Source organism: Nonomuraea sp. B1E8 (genome assembly GCF_039871515.1).
In the GTDB taxonomy this organism is placed as follows: domain Bacteria; phylum Actinomycetota; class Actinomycetes; order Streptosporangiales; family Streptosporangiaceae; genus Nonomuraea.
On the sequence record NZ_JBDPLS010000009.1, the window covers coordinates 246,897 to 265,706 of the forward strand.

The window sequence follows — 18,810 nt, forward strand, 5'->3', positions numbered from 1 at the left end:
ACGGTCCTGTCTGCGTCAGGTGCTTCCAAGCACTGCCGGATCGTGTTACGCAGGCAGGATGAGAGATCGCCCGAGCGGCACCACGATCCATCAGCTCGGCGCCACCGCGCGGCGCGTCCTCGAGCGAGCCGAGCTCGAGGGCATCGAGCTGATCCGTTTCCTGTACGCCGACCACGGAGGCGTGATCCGTGGGAAAGCGGCGTCCCGGTCACGGCTGGCCGAACGGCTCGACACCGGCATCGGGCACACGGTTGCCATGATGGCGATGAACATGCTCGACCAGCTCCAGGACGTCGAGCACATGGGTCCGGTGGGCGAGGTGCGCATCGTTCCCGACCCCGCGACCTACGTCACGTTGCCGCACGCGCCGGGCGCGGCGGCGATGCTGTCCGACCTGCGCCTGACCGACGGCTCCCCGTGGGGCGCGTGCCCCCGGACGTTCCTCAAGGACGCCATCGCCGAGCTGGCCACCGAGGGTTACACGCTGGTCGCCGCGTTCGAGCCCGAGTTCACGCTCGGCCGCCGCCTGCCCGACCCGTCCGGCGGCTACGACCGGCTGGTGCCCATCGACGACTCGCTCTGCTACGCGGGCACCGGCTTCGACACGGCCCACGACTACACGATCACACTCATCCGCGCCCTGGAGACGCAGGGCCTGCGCGTCGAGCACTGCCATCCCGAGCTGGGCCCCGGCCAGCAGGAGCTGTCGGTCCACCACGCGCCCGCGCTGCGGGCCGCCGACAACCACGTCCTCTACCGCGAGACCGTGCGCGGCGTGGCCATGCGCATGCAGCTGTGGGCCTCGCTTGCGCCCAAACCGCTGGCCGACCAGGCCGGCAACGGCGCCCACCTGCACCTGTCGCTGTGGCGCGACGGCCGCAACGTCTTCGCCGGCGACGGCGAGGCGCGCGACGGCTTCATCGGCGGCCTGCTCGCCCATCTGCCCGCCCTCACCGCGCTGACCTGCGGCAGCGTCAACAGCTTCCGCCGCCTGGCGCCCCGCATGTGGTCGAGCGCGTACGCCGTCTACGGCCCCGACAACCGGGAGGCCGCGGTCCGCGTCTGCTCGCCCCTCGGGGAGACCGGGGAGCCCAACCTGGAGCTGAAGCCGTCCGACTCCTCCGCCAACCCGTACCTGTCGCTGGGCGCCGTCATCCACGCGGGCCTCGACGGCATGCGGCGCGAGCTCGATCCGGGCGAGGCCGTGGAGGTCGACCCCGACACGCGGCCCGGCCGGTATCCGCGCCTGCCGTCGTCACTGGAGGAGGCGCTCGACGCGCTGGAGGGCGACGAGGTGCTCATGGAGGCGCTCGGGCCGCTGCGGCGCGACGCGTACCTTGCCGTCAGGCGGTCCGAGGCGGCCGCGTTCGCCGCCCAGGACGCCTCCTACGAGCTGTTCCACCACCTCCGGGCGTTCTGACGCGCTAGCGGACCGGGTGGCCCGCCATCCGGAGCGTCTCCTTGACCTCGGAGATCTTCAACGTGCCGAAGTGGAACACGCTGGCCGCCAGCACCGCGTCGGCGCCCGCCGCCACCGCCGGAGGGAAGTCCTCCAGGCGGCCGGCGCCGCCGCTGGCGATCACCGGCACGCGCACGACGGCCCGGACCGCGCGCAACATCTCCAGGTCGTAGCCGTCGAGCGTGCCGTCGCCGTCCATCGAGTTGAGCAGGATCTCGCCCACGCCGAGTTCTTCGCCGCGCGCGGCCCACTCCACCGCGTCGATGCCGGTGCCGCGGCGGCCGCCGTGCGTCGTCACCTCGAAGCCGCTCGGCGTGCCGGGCGCGCGGCGGGCGTCCACGGACAGCACGACGCACTGGGCGCCGAACCGCCGGGACGCCTCGGTGAGCAACTCGGGCCGGGCGATGGCCGCGGTGTTGAGCGACACCTTGTCGGCGCCGGCGCGCAGCAGCCGGTTGACGTCGTCGACCGTGCGCACGCCGCCGCCCACGGTGAGCGGGATGAACACCTGCTCGGCGGTCCTGCGCACCACGTCGAGCATGGTCTCGCGCTCGCCGGACGACGCGGTGATGTCGAGGAAGGTCAGCTCGTCGGCGCCCTCCTCGTCGTAGCGCCTGGCCAGTTCGACCGGGTCGCCCGCGTCGCGCAGGTTCTCGAAGTTGACGCCCTTGACGACGCGTCCGGCGTCCACGTCGAGACAGGGAATGACTCTTACCGCCACGGTCATGCTCGCAGTGCCTCGATTTCGATCTCGACCAGCATCCTCGGGTCGACCAGTCCGGCCACCCGTACCCCGGTGCAGGCGGGGCGCACCTCGCGGAAGACGTCGTGGATGGCCCGCCCGACGGGGTCGAAGTGGCGCTGCTCCACGACGTAGTAGCGGACCATGACGACGTCCTCGCGGGTCAGGCCGCCGGTCGCGACGGCCGCCAGCGCGATGTCGATCGCGGTCAGGGCCTGTTCGTAGGGGTCGCCGAGGTGACGCACCTCTCCTTCGACGGTGGCCGTGCAACCGGACACGATCACCCGGTCACCCGCGATGACAGCGCGGGCGTAACCGTACCTCTCCTCCCAGATGCCACCCGAGAACACCCTCCGCCCGGTGTTTTCCATGCCGATGCTGCTGACGCTCATCCCGCCCCCTCCTGGCGAAGCTACACGCGTACCGCGGCAAGCGCCTCTTCCAGCGTGAACGCGTGAGCGTACAGGGCCCTGCCCACAATGGCACCCTCCACTCCGTCGGGAACGAGAGAGGAGAGCGCGATCAGGTCGTCGAGGCTCGACACGCCGCCGCTGGCCACGACCGGCCGGTCGGTGCGGGCGCAGATCCGGCGGTAGAGCTCGAGGTTGGGGCCCTGGAGCATGCCGTCCTTGGTCACGTCGGTGACGACGTAGCGGGGGCAGCCGTCGGCCTCGAGCCGGTCGAGCGCCTCCCACAGGTCGCCGGCGTCTTTGGTCCAGCCGCGGGCGGCCAGCGTGGTGCCGCGCACGTCGAGGCCCACCGCGATCCGGTCGCCGTGCTCGGCGATGATCTTCCGGCACCAGCCGGGGTTCTCCAGGGCGGCGGTCCCGATGTTGACCCGGCGGCAGCCGGTGGCCAGCGCGGCGGCCAGCGAGTCGTCGTCGCGGATGCCGCCGGACAGTTCGACGTTCACGTCCAGCTTGCCGATGACCTCGGCGATCAGCTCGCGGTTGCCGCCCCGGCCGAACGCGGCGTCGAGGTCGACCATGTGGATCCACTCGGCGCCGGCGTCCTGCCAGGCGAGCGCGGCGGCGAGCGGCTCGCCGTGGCGGGTCTCGGTGCCGGCCTCGCCCTGGGTCAGGCGTACGGCCTGGCCACCGGCCACGTCGACGGCGGGCAACAACTGCAACGACATCAGATCCTCCGGTCGAAGGCGAGGGTCACGACAACGGGTGTGAGCAGCAGGGACAGGACGAGGACACCGAAGCTGAGCGGCGGCGAGCCCCAGACCAGCCAGACGATCACCTGCACGAGCAGGAGCCCGAGCGCCACCACCGCGTTCTGGGCGCGGCGGCGGCGGGCGAGCCGGCCGCCCTGGCGGGCGATCCGCGCCGGGCGCGGGAACACCCGGCCCAGGAACGCGCGCCGGCGGGCCCGGCGCGCCTGCCGCAGCTCGTTGGCCCGGATGGCGCGGGCCCGCTCCGCTTCGCGCTCGGCCCGCCGCCGGGCGCGTTCCTTGCTCACCGGACGTCCCGGCCCGCTCGCCCGCTCACAGCGTGCCGAGCCAGTTGCGGAGCAGGGTGGCGCCGGCGTCGCCGGACTTCTCGGGGTGGAACTGGGTGGCCATGAGCGGGCCGTTCTCCACGGCGGCCACGAACGGCACGCCGTGCTCGGCCCACGTGACGAGCGGGTCGGAGAAGCCGTCGCCCGCCTGCAGCTCCCACTCGCGCACGCCGTAGGAGTGGACGAAGTAGAAGCGGGTGGCGGGGTCGAGCCCGGCGAACAGCACGCTGCCGGCCGGCGCCTTGACGGTGTTCCAGCCCATGTGGGGCAGCACGGGGGCGTCGAGCCGGCCCACCGTGCCCGGCCACTCGCCGCAGCCCTCGGTCTCCACGCCGTGCTCGACCCCCCGGGCGAACAGGATCTGCATGCCGACGCAGATGCCCAGCACCGGGCGCCCTCCGGACAGGCGGCGGCCGATGATCTGCTCGCCGCGCACGCCCTTGAGACCCGCCATGCACGCCTCGAACGCGCCGACGCCCGGCACCACCAGCCCGTCGCAGGAGAGCGCGGCGTCGAAGTCGGACGTCACGGTCACGTCGGCGCCGGCCCTGGCCAGCGCACGCTCGGCCGAGCGCAGGTTGCCCGACCCGTAGTCGAGCACCACCACCTTCTTGCTCACCACCACAGCACCCCCGCCGTGATCGCCATCGCCGCGCCGAACGCGCAGACCGCCGCACCGAGCTTAAGCCCCTGCTTGGCCAGGGAGAACACCCCGCCGATGAGGAACAGCCCGAGGAAGACCAGCACGCCGGCGATGAGGTTTTCGGTCATAGGACACCCTTGGTGCTGGGCACCCCCGTGGCGCGGGGGTCGGGCTCGGACGCCTCGCGCAGGGCCCTGGCCAGGGCCTTGAACTGGGACTCCACGATGTGGTGGGCGTTGCGGCCGTAGGGGACGTGGACGTGCAGGCAGATGGCGGCCTGCGCGACGAACGACTCCAGGATGTGGCGGGTCATCGTCGTGTCGTATTCAGGGCCGATCATCGGCGCCATGCCCTCAGGCTCGGAGTGCACGAGGTAGGGGCGGCCGGACAGGTCGACGGTGACCTGGGCCAGCGATTCGTCCAGCGGGCACGACGCGCTGCCGAACCGCCTGATGCCCGACTTGTCGCCCAACGCCTCGCGGAAGGCCGCGCCCAGGGCGAGCGCGGTGTCCTCGATCGTGTGGTGCGAGTCGATGTGCAGGTCGCCCTCGGTCTTGACCGTCAGGTCGAACAGGCCGTGCTTGCCCAGCTGGGCCAGCATGTGGTCATAGAAGCCCACCCCGGTCGACACCTCGACCCGGCCGGTGCCGTCGAGGCCGACCTCCACCAGGACCGAGGTCTCCTTCGTAACACGCTCGACGCGGCCGACGCGACTCACAGCACTCCTTCCAGGGCGGCGCGGAACGCCGCCATCTCCTCGCCGGTGCCGATCGACACCCGCAGCCATTCTGGCGGGCCCACCTCGCGGACCAGCACCCCACGCTCCAGCAGGCCCTCCCACACCGCGCGCCGGTCGGGAAAGCGCCCGAACAGCACGAAGTTCGCGTCGGAATCGGCCACCCGCAGGCCCTTGGACCGCAGCCACGCCACCGTGTCGTCGCGTTCGCGCCGCAGCGCGTCGACCGTGCCCAGCAGCTCGGCGCGGTGCCGCAGCGCCACGCGCGCCGCCGTCTGGGTGAGCGTGGACAGGTGGTACGGCAGGCGCACCAGCAGCAGCGCCTGCACCACGGCCGGGTGCGCGGCGAGATAGCCGAGCCGGGTGCCGGCCATGGCGAACGCCTTGGACATCGTCCTGGTGACGATCAGCCGCGGGTGGGCGGGCAGCAGGGTGAGCGCCGACGGGGTGCCCTCGCGGGCGAACTCCGCGTAGGCCTCGTCGACCACGACCACGCCGTGCGCGGCGGCGAGCACCGCCTCGATCGTGGCCAGCGGCTGGGCCGTGCCGGTCGGGTTGTTGGGCGAGGCCAGGAACACGATGTCGGGCCGGTGCTCCTCGATCGCCGCCACGGCCTTGCCGGGGTCGATCGAGAAGTCGGACTCGCGGCTGGCCTGGATCCACTCGGTGCTGGTGCCGCTGGTGATGATCGGGTGCATCGAGTAGGAGGGCTCGAACCCGATGGCGGTGCGGCCGTGGCCGCCGAACGCCTGCAGGATCTGCTGGAGCACCTCGTTGGAGCCGTTGGCGGCCCACACCTGCTCGGTCGTCAGGCCGTGTCCGAGGTAGGCGGCCAGGTCGGCGCGCAGGGCGGTGGCGTCTCGGTCGGGGTAGCGGTTGAGCTCGCCCGCCTGGGCCCGCACCGCCTCGGCCAGGTCGTCGACCAGCCGAGGCGAGGGCGGGTAGGGGTTCTCGTTGGTGTTGAGCCGGACCGGGACGTCGATCTGGGGCGCGCCGTACGGCGTCTTGCCCCTCAGGTCGTCGCGGATGGGCAGGTCGTCGAGGTTCACTCGGTCTCCGTGGGCACTCGCCAGTCGAAACGGGCGCGGATCGCGGCGCCGTGCGCCGGCAGGTCTTCGGCGTCGGCCAGCACCGACACATGGGCCGCCGCTCCCGCGAGCGCCTCGCGGGAGTAGTCGACGACGTGGACGCCGCGTAGGAACGACTGCACCGACAGGCCGCTGGAGTGGCAGGCGCAGCCGCCCGTGGGCAGCACGTGGTTGGACCCGGCGAGGTAGTCGCCGAGCGAGACGGGCGCGTAGGGGCCGACGAAGATCGCACCGGCGTTCCTGACGCGGGCGGCGACGGCCGCGGCGTCGGCGGTGTGGATCTCCAGGTGCTCGGCGGCGTAGGCGTCGACGACCTTGAGGCCGTCGTCGAGGGAGCTCACCAGCACGATGCCCGACTGCCTGCCGCTCAGCGCCTCGGTGATGCGCTCGGAGTGCCTGGTCGCGGAGACCTGCCCCGGCAGCTCCTTCTCGACCGCGTCGGCCAGCTCGGCGCTGGTGGTGACCAGCACGGCGGCCGCGATCACGTCGTGCTCGGCCTGGCTGATCAGGTCGGCGGCGACGTGGACGGGGTCGGCCGTCTCGTCGGCGAGGATGGCGATCTCGGTGGGGCCGGCCTCGGAGTCGATGCCGATGCGGCCCTTGAGCAGCCGCTTGGCCGCCGCCACGTAGATGTTGCCGGGGCCTGTGACCATCGTGGCCGCCGGGCACTCCTCGGTGCCGTAGGCGAACATGGCCACCGCCTGCGCCCCGCCGGCCGCGTGGACCTCGTCGACGCCGAGCAGCGCGCACGCGGCCAGGATCGTGGGGTGCGGGAGCCCGCCGTGCTCCTTCTGCGCCGGGCTGGTCACGGCCAGCGAGCCGACGCCGGCCTCCTGGGCGGGCACGACGTTCATCACCACACTGGACGGATAGACCGCGCGGCCGCCGGGAACGTAGAGGCCCACGCGCTCGACGGGCAACCACCGCTCGGTCACCGTGCCGCCGGGCACGACCTGGGTGGTGACGTCGGCGCGCCGCTGGTCGCGGTGGACGAGCCTGGCCCGCCTGATCGACTCTTCCAGCGCCGCCCTGACCCTGGGGTCGAGCTCGCGCAGCGCCCTGTCGAGGGCCTCGGCGGGGACGCGGGTGGCGGCGATCTCGACACCGTCGAACCTGGCGGTCAGCTCCCGTACGGCTGCCGCCCCACGATGGCGCACGTCCTCGCAGATGGGCCGCACCTTCTCCAGGGCGGCCTCGACGTCGAGCTCGGCGCGGGGCAGCACGTCGCGCAGGTCCGCGGGAAGCGAACCGCGCATGTCGATACGGGAAATCACCATCACAGTTTACGGAGTCCGGGCGGCGGATCCCCATCCGTCCACCATGCGGACCTCTTCGGGCTGTCATTCCGGGCGGAACGCGCGGCGGCCGCGGGGCGGCGCTCGCCGAAGCCGCGCCCGCGGCCGCCGTCACCCCGGACCGGGCCTGCCGGGGCGGGGGCCATGGCCGTCACGGGGGCACGGCCATGGCCGGGGAAAGCCTGGCTCCCAGCTGCCCCGGTCGGGCCCTCATTAACGCGCCATGCCCAGAAATCTCATGACAAGGGAAACTTAACGTTACGGACCTTTACGCCGCCCGCGTGTCACGGCCCCTGTACGGCAGGCCCGTACGCCGCCTCCCCATCACGAACCGTGCGAGATGTTTCATATCGCTTGTCCTGTATGTCCGGTTCGTTTACTCTCTCCGGCATGGGACAGTGGCACGGCCCCGGCGGCATCCTGGTCGAGGCGATCATCCTCGATGATCGCCCCCTGCTGCGTGTCTCCCACCAGGTCAACGGCAGAAGCTACCTGCGCGGCTACTGCGCCACCGTCGCCGAGCTCGGCGAGCACGGCGTCGACCTGGCCGACCTCGTGGAGAACGCGCCCCTTGACCATCTGTAGACCCCCGTCGGCCACTGCCGGCCCACCGGAGGGGGTACGGCCTGCAGCATGGTCCGGCTGCCTGCCTACAGGCCCATGCTGGCCCGGCTCGGCACCCTGACCTCCGTCCAGGGCGCGGGCTGGGCCGCGGAGATGAAATGGGACGGTGTACGCGCGCTCGCCTACATCGAGGACGGCCACGTACGCCTGATGTCGCGCAACGCCAAGGACATCACCCCCGCCTACCCCGAGCTGCAGCTCATGGGAGGCGCCACCGGCCGGCGCGCGGCCGTCGTCGACGGGGAGATCGTCGCGTTCGACGAGGCGGGACGGCCCAGCTTCGAGGCGCTGCAACCCCGGATGCACCAGCGCAATCCGCGGATCGTGGCCGAGCTGGCCAGGACGGTGCCGGTGACGTTCATGGCGTTCGACATCCTGCACCTCGGCGACCACGCCGTCATCGCGCGCCCGTACACCGAGCGCAGGGACCTGCTGGAGAGCACGCTCACGCCCGGCTACCGATGGCAGGTGCCCGTCTGGTTCGCCGGCGGGGCCGCGCAGGCGGTCGACTCCTCCCGCCGGCTCGGACTCGAAGGGGTCGTGTGCAAGCGGATGAACTCGCCGTACCGGCCGGGCCGGCGCAGCGCCGAATGGACGAAGGTCAAGAACGTCAGCACCGCCGAGGTCGTGATCTGCGGGTGGAAACCGGGGGGCGGGCGGCGTTCCGGCACGATCGGCTCGCTGCTGCTCGGCGCGTACGACCCGCGCGGGCGACTGCGGTTCGTGGGGCACGTCGGCACCGGGTTCACCGAGTCCATGCTCCGCGACCTGCACGATCGCCTGACGCCGCTAGAGCGGCGTGATCCGCCGTTCGACGAGCCGCTGCCGCGCGAGGACGCCCGCGACGCGCGCTGGGTGGATCCACGGGTGGTCGGCGAGGTGCAGTACGCCGAGGTCACCGGCGACGGCAGGCTGCGCCACCCGTCCTGGCGCGGCCTGCGCCCCGACCGCGAGCCGTCCGAGGCCCGTACGGCCGCGATCGCCCAGCCGGGGACGGACGCGGCCGCGGGCTGACCGGGTGACAGGCGAACCCGCAAACTACACTTCGTTTACAAGTAGTGACTTAGAGTGATCTGAGGTATCGACGTGTCCGGGAGGGGCGCTGTGCCGAAGACACTGGTCATCGTGGTGGCCACGCTGGCGTGGCTGTCCCTCGCGCCGGCCCCGCCCGCCGTCCGCACCGTCACCCCCATCCGGCCGCCCGCCCAGGCGCAGGCACGTTCCGGCGCCGTGTCGTCACCGCCGATGCGCCCGGAACACGCCGTGCGCTACTGGACCGCCGAACGGCAGGCCGCCACCGGCCCGCCGGAGAGCTCCAGCGGAAAGCGCGGCGCGCCACCGGCCGCACCACCAGCAGGGACGGCGAACCTCGCAGGGGCGCGGCGGCGCAGCGTACCCGCGTCCAAGCGCCTCACCCCGGGCAGCGACGCCAACGGGTACGCCCGCGTACGGCGGCCGTACACGCGCGCGGCCACCAGCCGGATCACCGGCAGGCTCTTCTTCGTCAACTCCGGCGGGCACGGCGACTCCTGCAGCGCCTCCGTCGTCCGCTCGGCCGCGGAAAAGCTCGTGGTCACCGCCGCCCACTGCGTCTACAGCGTTCCCGCGGGCGCCACGACCGGCCGCTGGCACCAGCGCTTCGCGTTCGTCCCCGCCTACGACGGGCGGGCGGCCACGGTGAAGAAGCGCGAGCCGTACGGGCGGTGGGGCGGCCGGCGAGCGTGGAAGCCCGACGGCTACACCGGCCTGACCGGCGGCGACTGGAACTCCGTCCACGACATCGCCCTCATCGAGGTCGGCACCCGCAAGCGCACCCTCCAGAAGGCCGTCGGCGCCTTCACCCCGATGCGCAGCCAGGGCGGCAGGCACACGATCACCACCATGGGCTACCCCGGCGTGCTCGGCCGGCAGCCGTACGACGGCCGGGACCAGCTCTGGTGCCTCGGCCGCACCCGCCAGGCCACCGGCGTTGTCCTCGGCGCCACCCTGCCCGCCTCCCTGCCGGCCTCCCTGCCGGCCGCCCCCGCCGAAGCCCGCCGCTCCGCCACGACCTCGCGGCCGGGCCGGCTGGAGACGCACAACTGCCACCTGCACAAGGGCCACAGCGGCGGGCCCTGGCTCGTCCAGGGCACCAGAGACCTGGTCGGGGTGCTGTCGGCGGGCAAGGAGGACGGCTACGCCGCAGGTAACGCCGTCGCCAACGCGCTCAACGCCGAAAGCTACGGCGCCATCGTCCGCCAGGCCGACCCGCGGGGAGTGTACGACGCCCTGTCGGTCAAGCTCAGAGGGCCCGGACGACCGGTCAGGCGCGGCTCCGCCGTCACCGTCACGGCCACCGTCACGATGCGCGGCCTGATGGCCGCCGCCCAGGTCCCCGTCACGCTCACCCTGGCGGCCGGGGCGACCCTCACGGCGACCCGTGGGGCCACCTGCGTACGCGAGCCCGCCAAGGCCTCCTGCACGATCGCCACGATCCGCCCGCGCCGGCCGGTGCGCATCACGGCCACGATCGCCGTCGCCCGGGATGCCCGCGCACCCCTGCACGTCGCCGGGCACGTGACCTCGACCGCCCTCGACCCGTCACAGAAGGACAACACCGGCACCGTGCGGCTCAAGACCCGCCCCTGAGGAGAACGCGCCGGGCAGGGCGGGGACGCCTGGTGGCGGGGTCAGGTGGCGGGGTCGAGGGCGGGCTCCTTGAGCGTGCGCGCCAGCAGCCAGGCCAGGACGGGGAACACGATCAGGCACGCCAGCGCCACCCGCAGCGTCGCCGCCTCCGCCACCGCGCCCACCAGCGGGCTGGCCAGGCCGCCGACGCTCACCGCCAGCCCCAGGGTCACGCCGCTGGCCGTGCCGACCCGGCTCGGCAGGAAGTCCTGACCCAGCGTCACATGCAGCGAGAACGGGGCGTACAGGGCGATCGACGAGGCGGCGACGAAGGCGTACGCGACGGGCCCTGGGACCAGCACCACGCCGGCGACAGCGGGAACCGCCAGCAGGTAGGCCAGGCCCATCGTGCGTACCCGGCCCCAGCGGGCCGCCAGCCGGCCGCCGAGCACCGTGCCCACCGCACCGCCGGCGAACAACACGAACAGCGCCACCGCCCCGGCCGCCCCTCCCCCCATGTAGAGGGCCACGAAGGCGCTCAGCCCGACGTACACGACCGAGCGGAACACGATCACCAGCGTCAGCCGGGCGAACGACGGCCAGTCGTCCCGGCGGGAGACCGGCGCGGCCGCCCGCGCCACGGGACCGGCCCCCGACAGCGCCCGGATCGCCGGGAGCGTCACCACCGCCCCCAGCACCGCCGGCGCCGCGAGGAACGGTGACGCGCCGAGCCCCCACACCGCCAGCAGCGGCGTCACCAGCACGGGCGCACAGGCGAAGCCCAGCGTCCCGCCCAGCGAGAACCAGCTCATCCGGACGTGGCTGCCCTCGCTGGCGATCCTGGCCAGCCGCGCCGACTCCGGATGGTAGGCCGCCACGCCCAGCCCGGACAGCGCCACCGCCAGCCAGGTCAGCACGTAGGAGCCCGTCACGCCGCCGAACGCCACCCCGGCGCCCGCGACCACCATGCTCACCGGGATCAGCCACGGCATCCGCCACCGGTCGGTCAGGACGCCGAAGAGCGGCTGCACGATCGACGACGACAACGTCGCGGCCAGCACGATGCCGGAGACGGCGACGTAGCCGTACCCGCGCTCGGCCACCAGAAAGGGCACGAGGGCGGGCACCGCGCCCTGGTAGAAGTCGACGGTCGCGTGGCCTGCGGCGAGCGAGGGGATCCTGTTCACGCTCCGATCCTGCACATGGCGAGACTGGCGCGCTTCCGATAAATTGCCAATCCATGTCGGAGATCCGCCACACGCCCGAGGCGCCCACCGGCCGGCGGCCCCTGGCGCCGGGCGCGGGCATCGACGCGCACCGGCACGACACCCACCAGATCGTGTACGCCTGCCGCGGCGTGCTCTCCGTCACGACCGGCTCGGGCATCTGGGTGGCGCCCGCCAGCCGGGCCATCTGGATCCCGGCCGGCACCGTCCACGAGCACCGCGCCCGCGGCGACACGGACCTGCGGCTGGTGGGGCTCTCCGACAACCCGCTCGGCCTCGACCGCCCCGCGGTGCTCGCGGTCGGCCCCCTGCTCCGCGAGCTGATCATCGCCTGCACCGGCGACGACGGCCCGGTCGGCGGCGAGCGGGAACGGCTGCGCGCCGTGCTGCTCGACCAGCTCAGGCGCGCCCCCGAGCAGCCGCTGCACCTGCCCGCCGCCCGTGACCCCCGGCTGGCCGCCGTCTGTGAGGCCCTGCACCGCGACCCCGCCGACGGCCGGCCCCTGGCCCGGCTCGCCGTCCAGGCCGGCACCAGCGAGCGCACGCTGGCCCGGCTGTGCCGCCGCGAGCTCGGCATGAGCTTCCCCCAGTGGCGCACCCAGCTCCGGCTGCACCACGCGCTGCTGCTGCTCGCCGACGGCGTCTCCGTGACCGCCGTCGCCCACCGGTGCGGATGGGCTTCGGCGAGCGCCTTCATCGACGTGTTCAGGCGGGCGTTCGGGTACACCCCCGGCCGCGCCTTTACAATGTAGATTCGCTACAATCGGGTGTCGTGAGTAGTTCGAAAGGCAAGGGCGGCACCCCGGCCACCGTGGCGCTGACCAAGGCCAAGGCCGCGTTCACGCTCCACCCCTACGCGCACGACGCCTCCGCGCAGGCCTACGGGGAGGAGGCCGCCGACGCGCTCGGCGTGCCGTACGAACGCATCTTCAAGACCCTGGTGGCGGAGGTCGAGAGCGGGCTCGCCGTGGCGGTCGTGCCGGTGTCGGGCAAGCTCGATCTCAAGGCGCTGGCCAGTGCCCTCGACAGCAAGCGGGCGGCGATGGCCGACGCCGCCAAGGTGGAGCGGGTGACCGGCTACGTCGTGGGCGGCATCAGCCCGCTGGGCCAGCGCAAGCAGCTCCCGACGGTGGTCGACTCCTCGGCCCTCGACTTCGAGACGATCTTCTTCTCGGCGGGCAAGCGCGGCCTGCAGATCGAGACCGCGCCCGACAACCTCGTCACGCTCACCCGTGCCGTCACCGCCCCGATCAGCAAGACCGGCTGAGCGCTAGTCACGCCGCCGGGGCCGGTCCCGGCGGCGGCCGTCGTGGCGGTCCCGGCCCGGCAGCGTGATCTCCACCCGCCGCGGCCTGCGCCCGAGCAGCCACTCGAAGAGATGGCGAGGCCTGCGGGCGTGGCGGTCGCCGCGCCGGCCCTCACGCCGCTCCTCCTCGGCCAGCGCCTCCTCCAGACCCGGCGTGTGGCCGCCGCCGAATCGGGACATGTCCGGCCCCGGGAATCCGCGCGGCTCGACCTCGCGCAGCGCGGGCCGCATCGACTCCACCCAGATCGGCCCCGGCAGCGACGCCCCCTGCACCGAGCCGTAATAGCGGTCACCGATCCGCACCCCCGTCAGCGGGAACCGGTAGGACCCGCGGATGTCCCCGACGCTGACCGCCGCGGCCAGCGCCGGCGTGTACCCGGCGAACCACGCCGAGGTGTAGCCGTTGTTGGTGCCCGTCTTGCCCGCCGCCGGGCGGCCGATGCCCTGGCCCCTCATCGTGCCCTCGGTGAACACCCCCCGCAGCACGTAGTTGACGGCGTCGGCGACCGGCCGTTCGATGACCTGCTCGCACGAGGGCGGCACGTGGGTGCGCCGGCCGTCCCTGCCGACGATCTCCACGATCGCCAGCGGCCGGCAGTAGCGGCCCCTCGCGGCGAACGTCGCGAACGACGCCGCCACCGTCACCGGGTCCATCTCGTTGACGCCCAGGGTGAACGTCGGCACCTCCTTCAGCGGCTCCCCGTCGGCCCTGACGACGCCGAGCGACCTGGCCGTCTTCACCACGTTGCAGAGGCCGACCTTGCGCTCCAGCATCATGAAGAAGATGTTCACCGACTTCCAGGTGCCCGTCTCGATGCTGTGCGGGCCGCCCTCCCCCTCGCCGCTGGCGTTGAGGATGCGCGTGTTCGGGTCGTTCACGGGCCGGCCGGCGCAGTCGCGGTAACCCTGGCCGGGCACCAGCGCCCCCGGCGTCTTGAAGCCGTCGCCGAACCGCCACCCCTGCTTGAGCGCCGTGGCCAGCGTGTAGGCCTTGAACGTGGAACCGGCCTGGAACCCCTGGCCGCCGCCATGCGCCGTGTCGGCGGGCAGGTTGAAGGTGGTCTTGGGGCCGTTCTTGCGGTTGCCGGGGTTGCGGCCGAACCGCTTGCTGGCGGCCATCGCCCTGATCCGCCCCGTACGCGGCTCCACCATGGCCTCGGCGGCCACCTCGGTGTCCTCCGGCGCCACGTACCGGCGGATGGCCTGCTCGGCGGCGTGCTGCGCGATCGGGTCGAGACTCGTCCTGATCACCAGCCCTCCCCTGGCCATGCGCCTGCGCCGCTCGGTGGCGGTGTTGCCGAAGACGGGGTTCGACAGCAGCTCGCGCTGCACGTACAGGCAGAAGAACGGATACGCGCTCTGCGCGCAGCCCCCGGGCTCCGGGCGCAGCCGCAGACCCAGCGGCGCGTTCTTGGCGTCGGTCGCCTGCCGCTGGGTGATCAGCTTCAGCCCGGCCATCCGGTCGAGCACGAGGTCGCGCCGCGCCTTCAACCGCGCGCGGTGCTCCCCTCCGAGCGAGGGATCGGTCGAGTACGGCATCCGCACCGCGCCCGCCAGCGTGGCCGCCTCGGTCAGGGTCAGCCTGGAGGCCGAGGTGGAGAAGAAGCGCCTGGCCGCCGCCTCCACGCCGTGCGCGCCGGCGCCGAAGTACGCGATGTTCAGGTAGCGCTCGAGGATCTCGTCCTTGCGGTACTTCTCCTCCAGCGCCAGCGCCAGCCGCAGCTCGGTGATCTTGCGCGCCAGGTTGGGGGCGCGCGCCTTGTCGCGTTCGGCCTCCGTCCGCGCGCCCTCGACCAGGATGTTCTTGACCAGCTGCTGGGTCAGGGACGAGCCGCCCTGCCGGATGCCGCCCGCCTGGGTGTTGGTGAGCAGCGCCCGGAACGTGCCCCTGACGTCGAGCCCGCCGTGCTCGTAGAAGCGGGCGTCCTCGATGGCCACGATCGCCTGGCGCATCACCGGGGCGACCGCGCCGAGCCCGACGTTCGTCCTGTTGGCCTCGTAGAACTGGGCGAACTGGCGGCCGTCCTTGTCCAGCAGCCTGGTCACCTGCGCGAGGGGCTCCTCACGTGGAGCGGGCGGCAGGTCGAGGAACGTGTTCGCGACGTTCTTGGCGGCCATGCCGCTCCCGCTGACGGCGGGCACGGCCAGTGCCGCCGTCAGCACTCCACCGAGCGCTCCCGCCAGTCCGAGCGCACCGACGGATCTGAGTACGGTCACTTAGACGATCTGCAACGCCCGGATCGACGGCAAACGCCCGCCCGTGATCCTTTACCGTTTCCTGCGGATGTCCAGACCCAGGGACGCGAACTGCTCGAACGGCCGGTGATAGCCCCGCTCGATGTGGTGCACGCCGCGCAGCGTGGAGGGCCCGTCGGCCACCGCGGCCGCCAGCACCGCCGAGAAGCCCGCCCTGATGTCGGGCAGCGTCACATCGGCGCCCTTGAGCTGCGACACGCCGCGCACGACGGCCGAGTGGCGGGCATTCGTGTCGTGGTAGCGGCAGGCGGGCCCGCCCAGGCACTGGTCGAACACCTCGATCTCGCAGCCCATCCGCTGCAGCGCGGGCACGTACACCAGGCGGTTCTCGAAGACCGTCTCGTGCAGCACCGACATGCCCTGGCTCTGCGTGAACAGCACCATCAGCGGCGTCTGCCAGTCGGTCATGAAGCCGGGATGGGTGTCGGTCTGCACGGCGGCCGCGCGCAGCCCCTCGGGCGGCGCGGTCGCGCACAGGTACTCGTCGTTGATGTCGAACTGCGCGCCCATCCTGGCCAGCGTGGTGATCGCGGTGACCAGGCGATCCTGCGGGCAGCCGTGCACCCGCACCTCACCCTGCGTGATCAGGCCCGCCGCCAGGTACGAGAACGCCTCGATGCGGTCGCCGTTCAGCCACGTGGACGCGCCGCGCAGCCGTTCGACACCCTCGATGACGATCCTGCGGTCGGGCGAGAGCTCGATCCTCGCCCCCATCCGCTGCAGGAACAGCGCCAGCTCCACCACCTCGGGCTCCATCGCGGCGTTCTTCAGCACCGTCTTGCCCTCGGCCAGCACCGCGGACATCAGCACCGTCTCCGTGGCGCCCACGCTCGGGTAGGGCAGCTCGATCCGGGTGCCGTTGAGCCGCTTGGCCTTGGCGAAGATGCCGGCGTCGCCCACCTCCACCTCGGCGCCCATCGCGCGCAGGGCCTCCACGTGGAAGTTCACCGGCCGCCGACCGATCGGATCGCCGCCGACCAGCGGCACGAACGCCTCCCCCGCCAGGTGCAGCAGCGGGCCCAGCATGAGGATGGGGATGCGGTTCAGGCCGGTGAACGCGTCGGGCACCCGCGGCTCGATCTCGGGCCCCTGCGCGATCCTGATCTCCGTACGAGAGATCTCCACATCGATGCCGAGCGCCCGCAGCATGGCCGCCGTGATCTCGACCTCGCCCACCTCGGGCGCGTTGTGGATGCTGCTCTCGCCGCTGCCCAGCATGGCGGCGACCATGTGCTTGGACACGCCGTTCTTGGAACCGCGCACTTCGACGTCTCCCCGGAGCGGACCGGAGGGCTCTATCAACCAGACCTCTTCTGCAATCACGAAGTGAGCCTAACCGGGGGATACCATCGAGCTGATTCGGACGCACATGTGAAGGGGAGTGGCGTGACGAGGGAAGTACGCGCTTTTGCGGTAACTGTCCTCACACTCGCCGCTCTCGGGGTGGCCGCAGGGCTGCTCTGGTCGGGCGTTTCCCCACGGGCCCCGTACACCGTCACGGAGGGTGGCGAATCCGTGCTGGCCGATCCGTCCACGCAGGCCCTGATCGCGGCGGACGGCTGGTTCGCGGTGATCACGGGCGGGCTGGGGCTGCTCTGCGGCGGGGTGGCCTGGTTCGCGGCCCGCCGGTTCATGCTGCCGGTGCTGCTCGGGCTCGGCGCGGGTGGGGTGCTGGGGGCGCTGCTGACGTTGTGGGCCGGGTCGACGTTCACCATCGGAGCCGTCATGGTCGAGGCCGCCGTGTTGCCCGATGTCAAAGTCGTCCCGGGGGCGCTGGCGCTGACCGCCCCCGGCGTACTCGTGTCCTGGCCGCTGCTCGCGGTGGGGCTGTTCGGGCTGCTGGAGGGCATGCACGGATACCAGGAGTCGCCGCTGCGGCACCCGTACGGCGACCTGCCCTGAGGCCACGGGCCACCACCGGCCGTTGCGAAGCCCGCCCCTCAGAGCGGGGGGCGGCGCCGGCCGTGGCCGGTGGCCCGCTCGAACGCGCGGGCGACGCGCAGGACCCGGGCGTCCTCGAACGGCCGCGCGACGATCTGCACCCCCACCGGCAGCCCTTCCGTCGTGAACCCGGCCGGCACAGACGCCGCCGGCGCGTGAAGGACGCTGATCCAGTAGGCGGAGCGCATCCACGCGAGATAGTCGGGAAGCCGCTCGCCGTTGATCTCGCTGACGTGGGGCTGCTCGATGGGGAACGGCGGCACCTGGCTGACCGGCGCGATCAGCACGTCGTAGGTGTCGAAGAAGGCGGCCATGCGCTGGTAGAGGCGGCTGCGGGCACGCTCGGCCGCCGCCAGGGCGGCCCCGGTGACCTCACGGCCCCGCTCGACGTTCCAGGCGGTGTTGGGCCCGAGGCCGCTGAGGTCGCCGAAGGACAGCGCGTAGTTCCACGCACGGTAGGTCCTGAACGCCTCCTCCGCGCCGGAGAGGTCGAGCTCCACCTCCTCGACCCTGGCTCCCAGCCGCTCGAACACGGCCGGGGCCGTCGCGGTCACCGCCGCCGTGCGCGGGTCGACCGGCAGCCCACCCAGGTCGGGGCTCCACGCCACCCGCAGGCCCGCCACGCCCTCCTCCGGCTCCGGAGTGAAGACCTCCCTGATCGAGTAGGGGGAACGGCGGTCGAACCCGGCGATGGCCGAGAACATCAGCGTGACGTCGTCGACCGTCCTGGCCATGGGCCCCTGGACGGACAGCGTGTACCAGGCGGCGGTGTCGGACACGGCGGGCACCCGGCCGGGGGTGGGACGCAGGCCGACGACGTTGCAGAACGAGGCGGGGTTGCGCAGCGAGCCGCCCATGTCGGACCCGTCGGCCAGCGGAACCATGCCGGTGGCCAGGGCGGCGGCGGCCCCACCGCTGCTGCCTCCGGCGGACTTGGACAGGTCGTAGGGGTTTCTGGTGGCGCCGAACACCTCGTTGACGGTGTGGGAGCCGGTGCCGAACTCCGGGGTGTTGGTCTTGCCGACGGTGATGGCGCCGGCGGCGCGCAGCCGCTCGACGACCGGGTCGTCCTCGGCCGGCACGTGGTCGGCGAACAACGGCGAGCCGTAGGTGGTGCGGATGCCCGCGGTGTCGACGAGGTCCTTGTGCGCGACGGGCAACCCGTGCAGCGGGCCTTTCGGCTCGGCCGCGTCGGCCACCCTGGCCGCCTCGATCGCCTGGTCGGCGACCAGGGTGACGATGGCGTTGACGTGCGGGTTGACCTGCTCGATGCGGTCGAGGCAGGCCTGGAGGACCTCCACGGCGCTCACCTGCCTGGTCCTGATCAGGTGGGCCAGCTCGGTCGCGGTCAGGTAGTGCAGTTCGCTCACCCTGCGATCCTGCC

20 protein-coding genes are annotated in these 18,810 nt (G+C 72.7%); 7 read left to right on the plus strand and 13 right to left on the minus strand.

What is annotated here, in order from left to right:
* Positions 1-58 precede the first annotated feature (58 nt).
* The gene (locus ABGA98_RS28675) at positions 59-1,420 is read left to right on the plus strand and encodes a glutamine synthetase family protein (RefSeq protein WP_347621510.1); all 1,362 of its coding nucleotides are present in this window, start codon (positions 59-61) and stop codon (positions 1,418-1,420) included.
* Between the two features lie 4 nt (positions 1,421-1,424).
* Here ABGA98_RS28675 and hisF read toward each other — a convergent pair whose 3' ends face one another.
* From hisF to hisD, 9 genes are read right to left on the minus strand one after another with little or no spacing between them, the layout of a single operon-like run.
* The gene (gene hisF, locus ABGA98_RS28680; protein WP_132637079.1) at positions 1,425-2,186 is read right to left on the minus strand and encodes an imidazole glycerol phosphate synthase subunit HisF; all 762 of its coding nucleotides are present in this window, start codon (positions 2,184-2,186) and stop codon (positions 1,425-1,427) included.
* The gene (locus ABGA98_RS28685; RefSeq protein WP_347621511.1) at positions 2,183-2,593 is read right to left on the minus strand and encodes a Rid family hydrolase; all 411 of its coding nucleotides are present in this window, start codon (positions 2,591-2,593) and stop codon (positions 2,183-2,185) included. The genes hisF and ABGA98_RS28685 overlap by 4 nt, the downstream gene beginning before the upstream one ends.
* A gap of 20 nt (positions 2,594-2,613) precedes the next feature.
* Positions 2,614-3,336: a bifunctional 1-(5-phosphoribosyl)-5-((5-phosphoribosylamino)methylideneamino)imidazole-4-carboxamide isomerase/phosphoribosylanthranilate isomerase PriA gene (gene priA, locus ABGA98_RS28690; RefSeq protein WP_347621512.1), complete on the minus strand. Its 723-nt coding sequence runs from the start codon at positions 3,334-3,336 to the stop codon at positions 2,614-2,616.
* On the minus strand, positions 3,336-3,665 hold the full coding sequence (locus ABGA98_RS28695; protein ID WP_347621513.1) for a hypothetical protein: 330 nt from the start codon (positions 3,663-3,665) through the stop codon (positions 3,336-3,338). Before ABGA98_RS28695 ends, priA begins: the two co-directional genes overlap by 1 nt.
* 25 nt (positions 3,666-3,690) lie before the next feature.
* The gene (hisH, locus tag ABGA98_RS28700; RefSeq protein WP_347621514.1) at positions 3,691-4,323 is read right to left on the minus strand and encodes an imidazole glycerol phosphate synthase subunit HisH; all 633 of its coding nucleotides are present in this window, start codon (positions 4,321-4,323) and stop codon (positions 3,691-3,693) included.
* On the minus strand, positions 4,320-4,475 hold the full coding sequence (locus tag ABGA98_RS28705) for a hypothetical protein (RefSeq protein ID WP_347621515.1): 156 nt from the start codon (positions 4,473-4,475) through the stop codon (positions 4,320-4,322). Before ABGA98_RS28705 ends, hisH begins: the two co-directional genes overlap by 4 nt.
* Entirely contained in the window at positions 4,472-5,065 is a 594-nt protein-coding gene (gene hisB / locus ABGA98_RS28710) for an imidazoleglycerol-phosphate dehydratase HisB (protein ID WP_347621516.1), read from the minus strand. The genes ABGA98_RS28705 and hisB overlap by 4 nt, the downstream gene beginning before the upstream one ends.
* The gene (locus ABGA98_RS28715; protein ID WP_347621517.1) at positions 5,062-6,132 is read right to left on the minus strand and encodes a histidinol-phosphate transaminase; all 1,071 of its coding nucleotides are present in this window, start codon (positions 6,130-6,132) and stop codon (positions 5,062-5,064) included. The genes hisB and ABGA98_RS28715 overlap by 4 nt, the downstream gene beginning before the upstream one ends.
* Positions 6,129-7,445: a histidinol dehydrogenase gene (gene hisD, locus ABGA98_RS28720; RefSeq protein ID WP_347621518.1), complete on the minus strand. Its 1,317-nt coding sequence runs from the start codon at positions 7,443-7,445 to the stop codon at positions 6,129-6,131. Before hisD ends, ABGA98_RS28715 begins: the two co-directional genes overlap by 4 nt.
* 411 nt (positions 7,446-7,856) lie before the next feature.
* Here hisD and ABGA98_RS28725 point away from each other — a divergent pair, with 411 nt between their 5' ends.
* From ABGA98_RS28725 to ABGA98_RS28735, 3 genes are all read left to right on the plus strand, one after another.
* Positions 7,857-8,051 (plus strand): hypothetical protein, encoded by a 195-nt coding sequence (locus ABGA98_RS28725; protein WP_347621519.1) that lies wholly within the window; start codon positions 7,857-7,859, stop codon positions 8,049-8,051.
* Positions 8,052-8,099: 48 nt separating this feature from the next.
* Positions 8,100-9,104: a non-homologous end-joining DNA ligase gene (gene ligD, locus ABGA98_RS28730; RefSeq protein WP_347621520.1), complete on the plus strand. Its 1,005-nt coding sequence runs from the start codon at positions 8,100-8,102 to the stop codon at positions 9,102-9,104.
* 90 nt (positions 9,105-9,194) lie between these two features.
* Positions 9,195-10,718: a trypsin-like peptidase domain-containing protein gene (locus ABGA98_RS28735; RefSeq protein ID WP_347621521.1), complete on the plus strand. Its 1,524-nt coding sequence runs from the start codon at positions 9,195-9,197 to the stop codon at positions 10,716-10,718.
* 41 nt (positions 10,719-10,759) lie between these two features.
* On the opposite strand, the gene ABGA98_RS28740 is transcribed toward ABGA98_RS28735, so the two are convergent.
* Positions 10,760-11,884, minus strand: coding sequence for an MFS transporter (locus ABGA98_RS28740; protein WP_347621522.1), 1,125 nt, complete (start codon positions 11,882-11,884; stop codon positions 10,760-10,762).
* Between the two features lie 53 nt (positions 11,885-11,937).
* Here ABGA98_RS28740 and ABGA98_RS28745 point away from each other — a divergent pair, with 53 nt between their 5' ends.
* On the plus strand, positions 11,938-12,675 hold the full coding sequence (locus ABGA98_RS28745; RefSeq protein ID WP_347621523.1) for a helix-turn-helix transcriptional regulator: 738 nt from the start codon (positions 11,938-11,940) through the stop codon (positions 12,673-12,675).
* A gap of 20 nt (positions 12,676-12,695) precedes the next feature.
* A complete protein-coding gene (gene ybaK, locus ABGA98_RS28750; protein ID WP_347621524.1) occupies positions 12,696-13,190 on the plus strand; it encodes a Cys-tRNA(Pro) deacylase in 495 nt (164 codons plus the stop codon).
* A 3-nt stretch (positions 13,191-13,193) separates the two neighbouring features.
* Here the strand turns inward: ybaK and ABGA98_RS28755 are convergent, their stop codons facing one another.
* On the minus strand, positions 13,194-15,446 hold the full coding sequence (locus ABGA98_RS28755) for a transglycosylase domain-containing protein (protein ID WP_347621525.1): 2,253 nt from the start codon (positions 15,444-15,446) through the stop codon (positions 13,194-13,196).
* A gap of 51 nt (positions 15,447-15,497) precedes the next feature.
* Positions 15,498-16,808, minus strand: coding sequence for a UDP-N-acetylglucosamine 1-carboxyvinyltransferase (murA, locus tag ABGA98_RS28760; RefSeq protein WP_347621526.1), 1,311 nt, complete (start codon positions 16,806-16,808; stop codon positions 15,498-15,500).
* A 192-nt stretch (positions 16,809-17,000) separates the two neighbouring features.
* On the opposite strand from murA, the gene ABGA98_RS28765 reads away from it, so the two are divergent.
* Positions 17,001-17,387, plus strand: coding sequence for a hypothetical protein (locus ABGA98_RS28765; protein WP_347621527.1), 387 nt, complete (start codon positions 17,001-17,003; stop codon positions 17,385-17,387).
* 38 nt (positions 17,388-17,425) lie between these two features.
* On the opposite strand, the gene ABGA98_RS28770 is transcribed toward ABGA98_RS28765, so the two are convergent.
* Positions 17,426-18,796, minus strand: coding sequence for an amidase (locus ABGA98_RS28770; protein WP_347621528.1), 1,371 nt, complete (start codon positions 18,794-18,796; stop codon positions 17,426-17,428).
* Positions 18,797-18,810 lie beyond the last annotated feature (14 nt).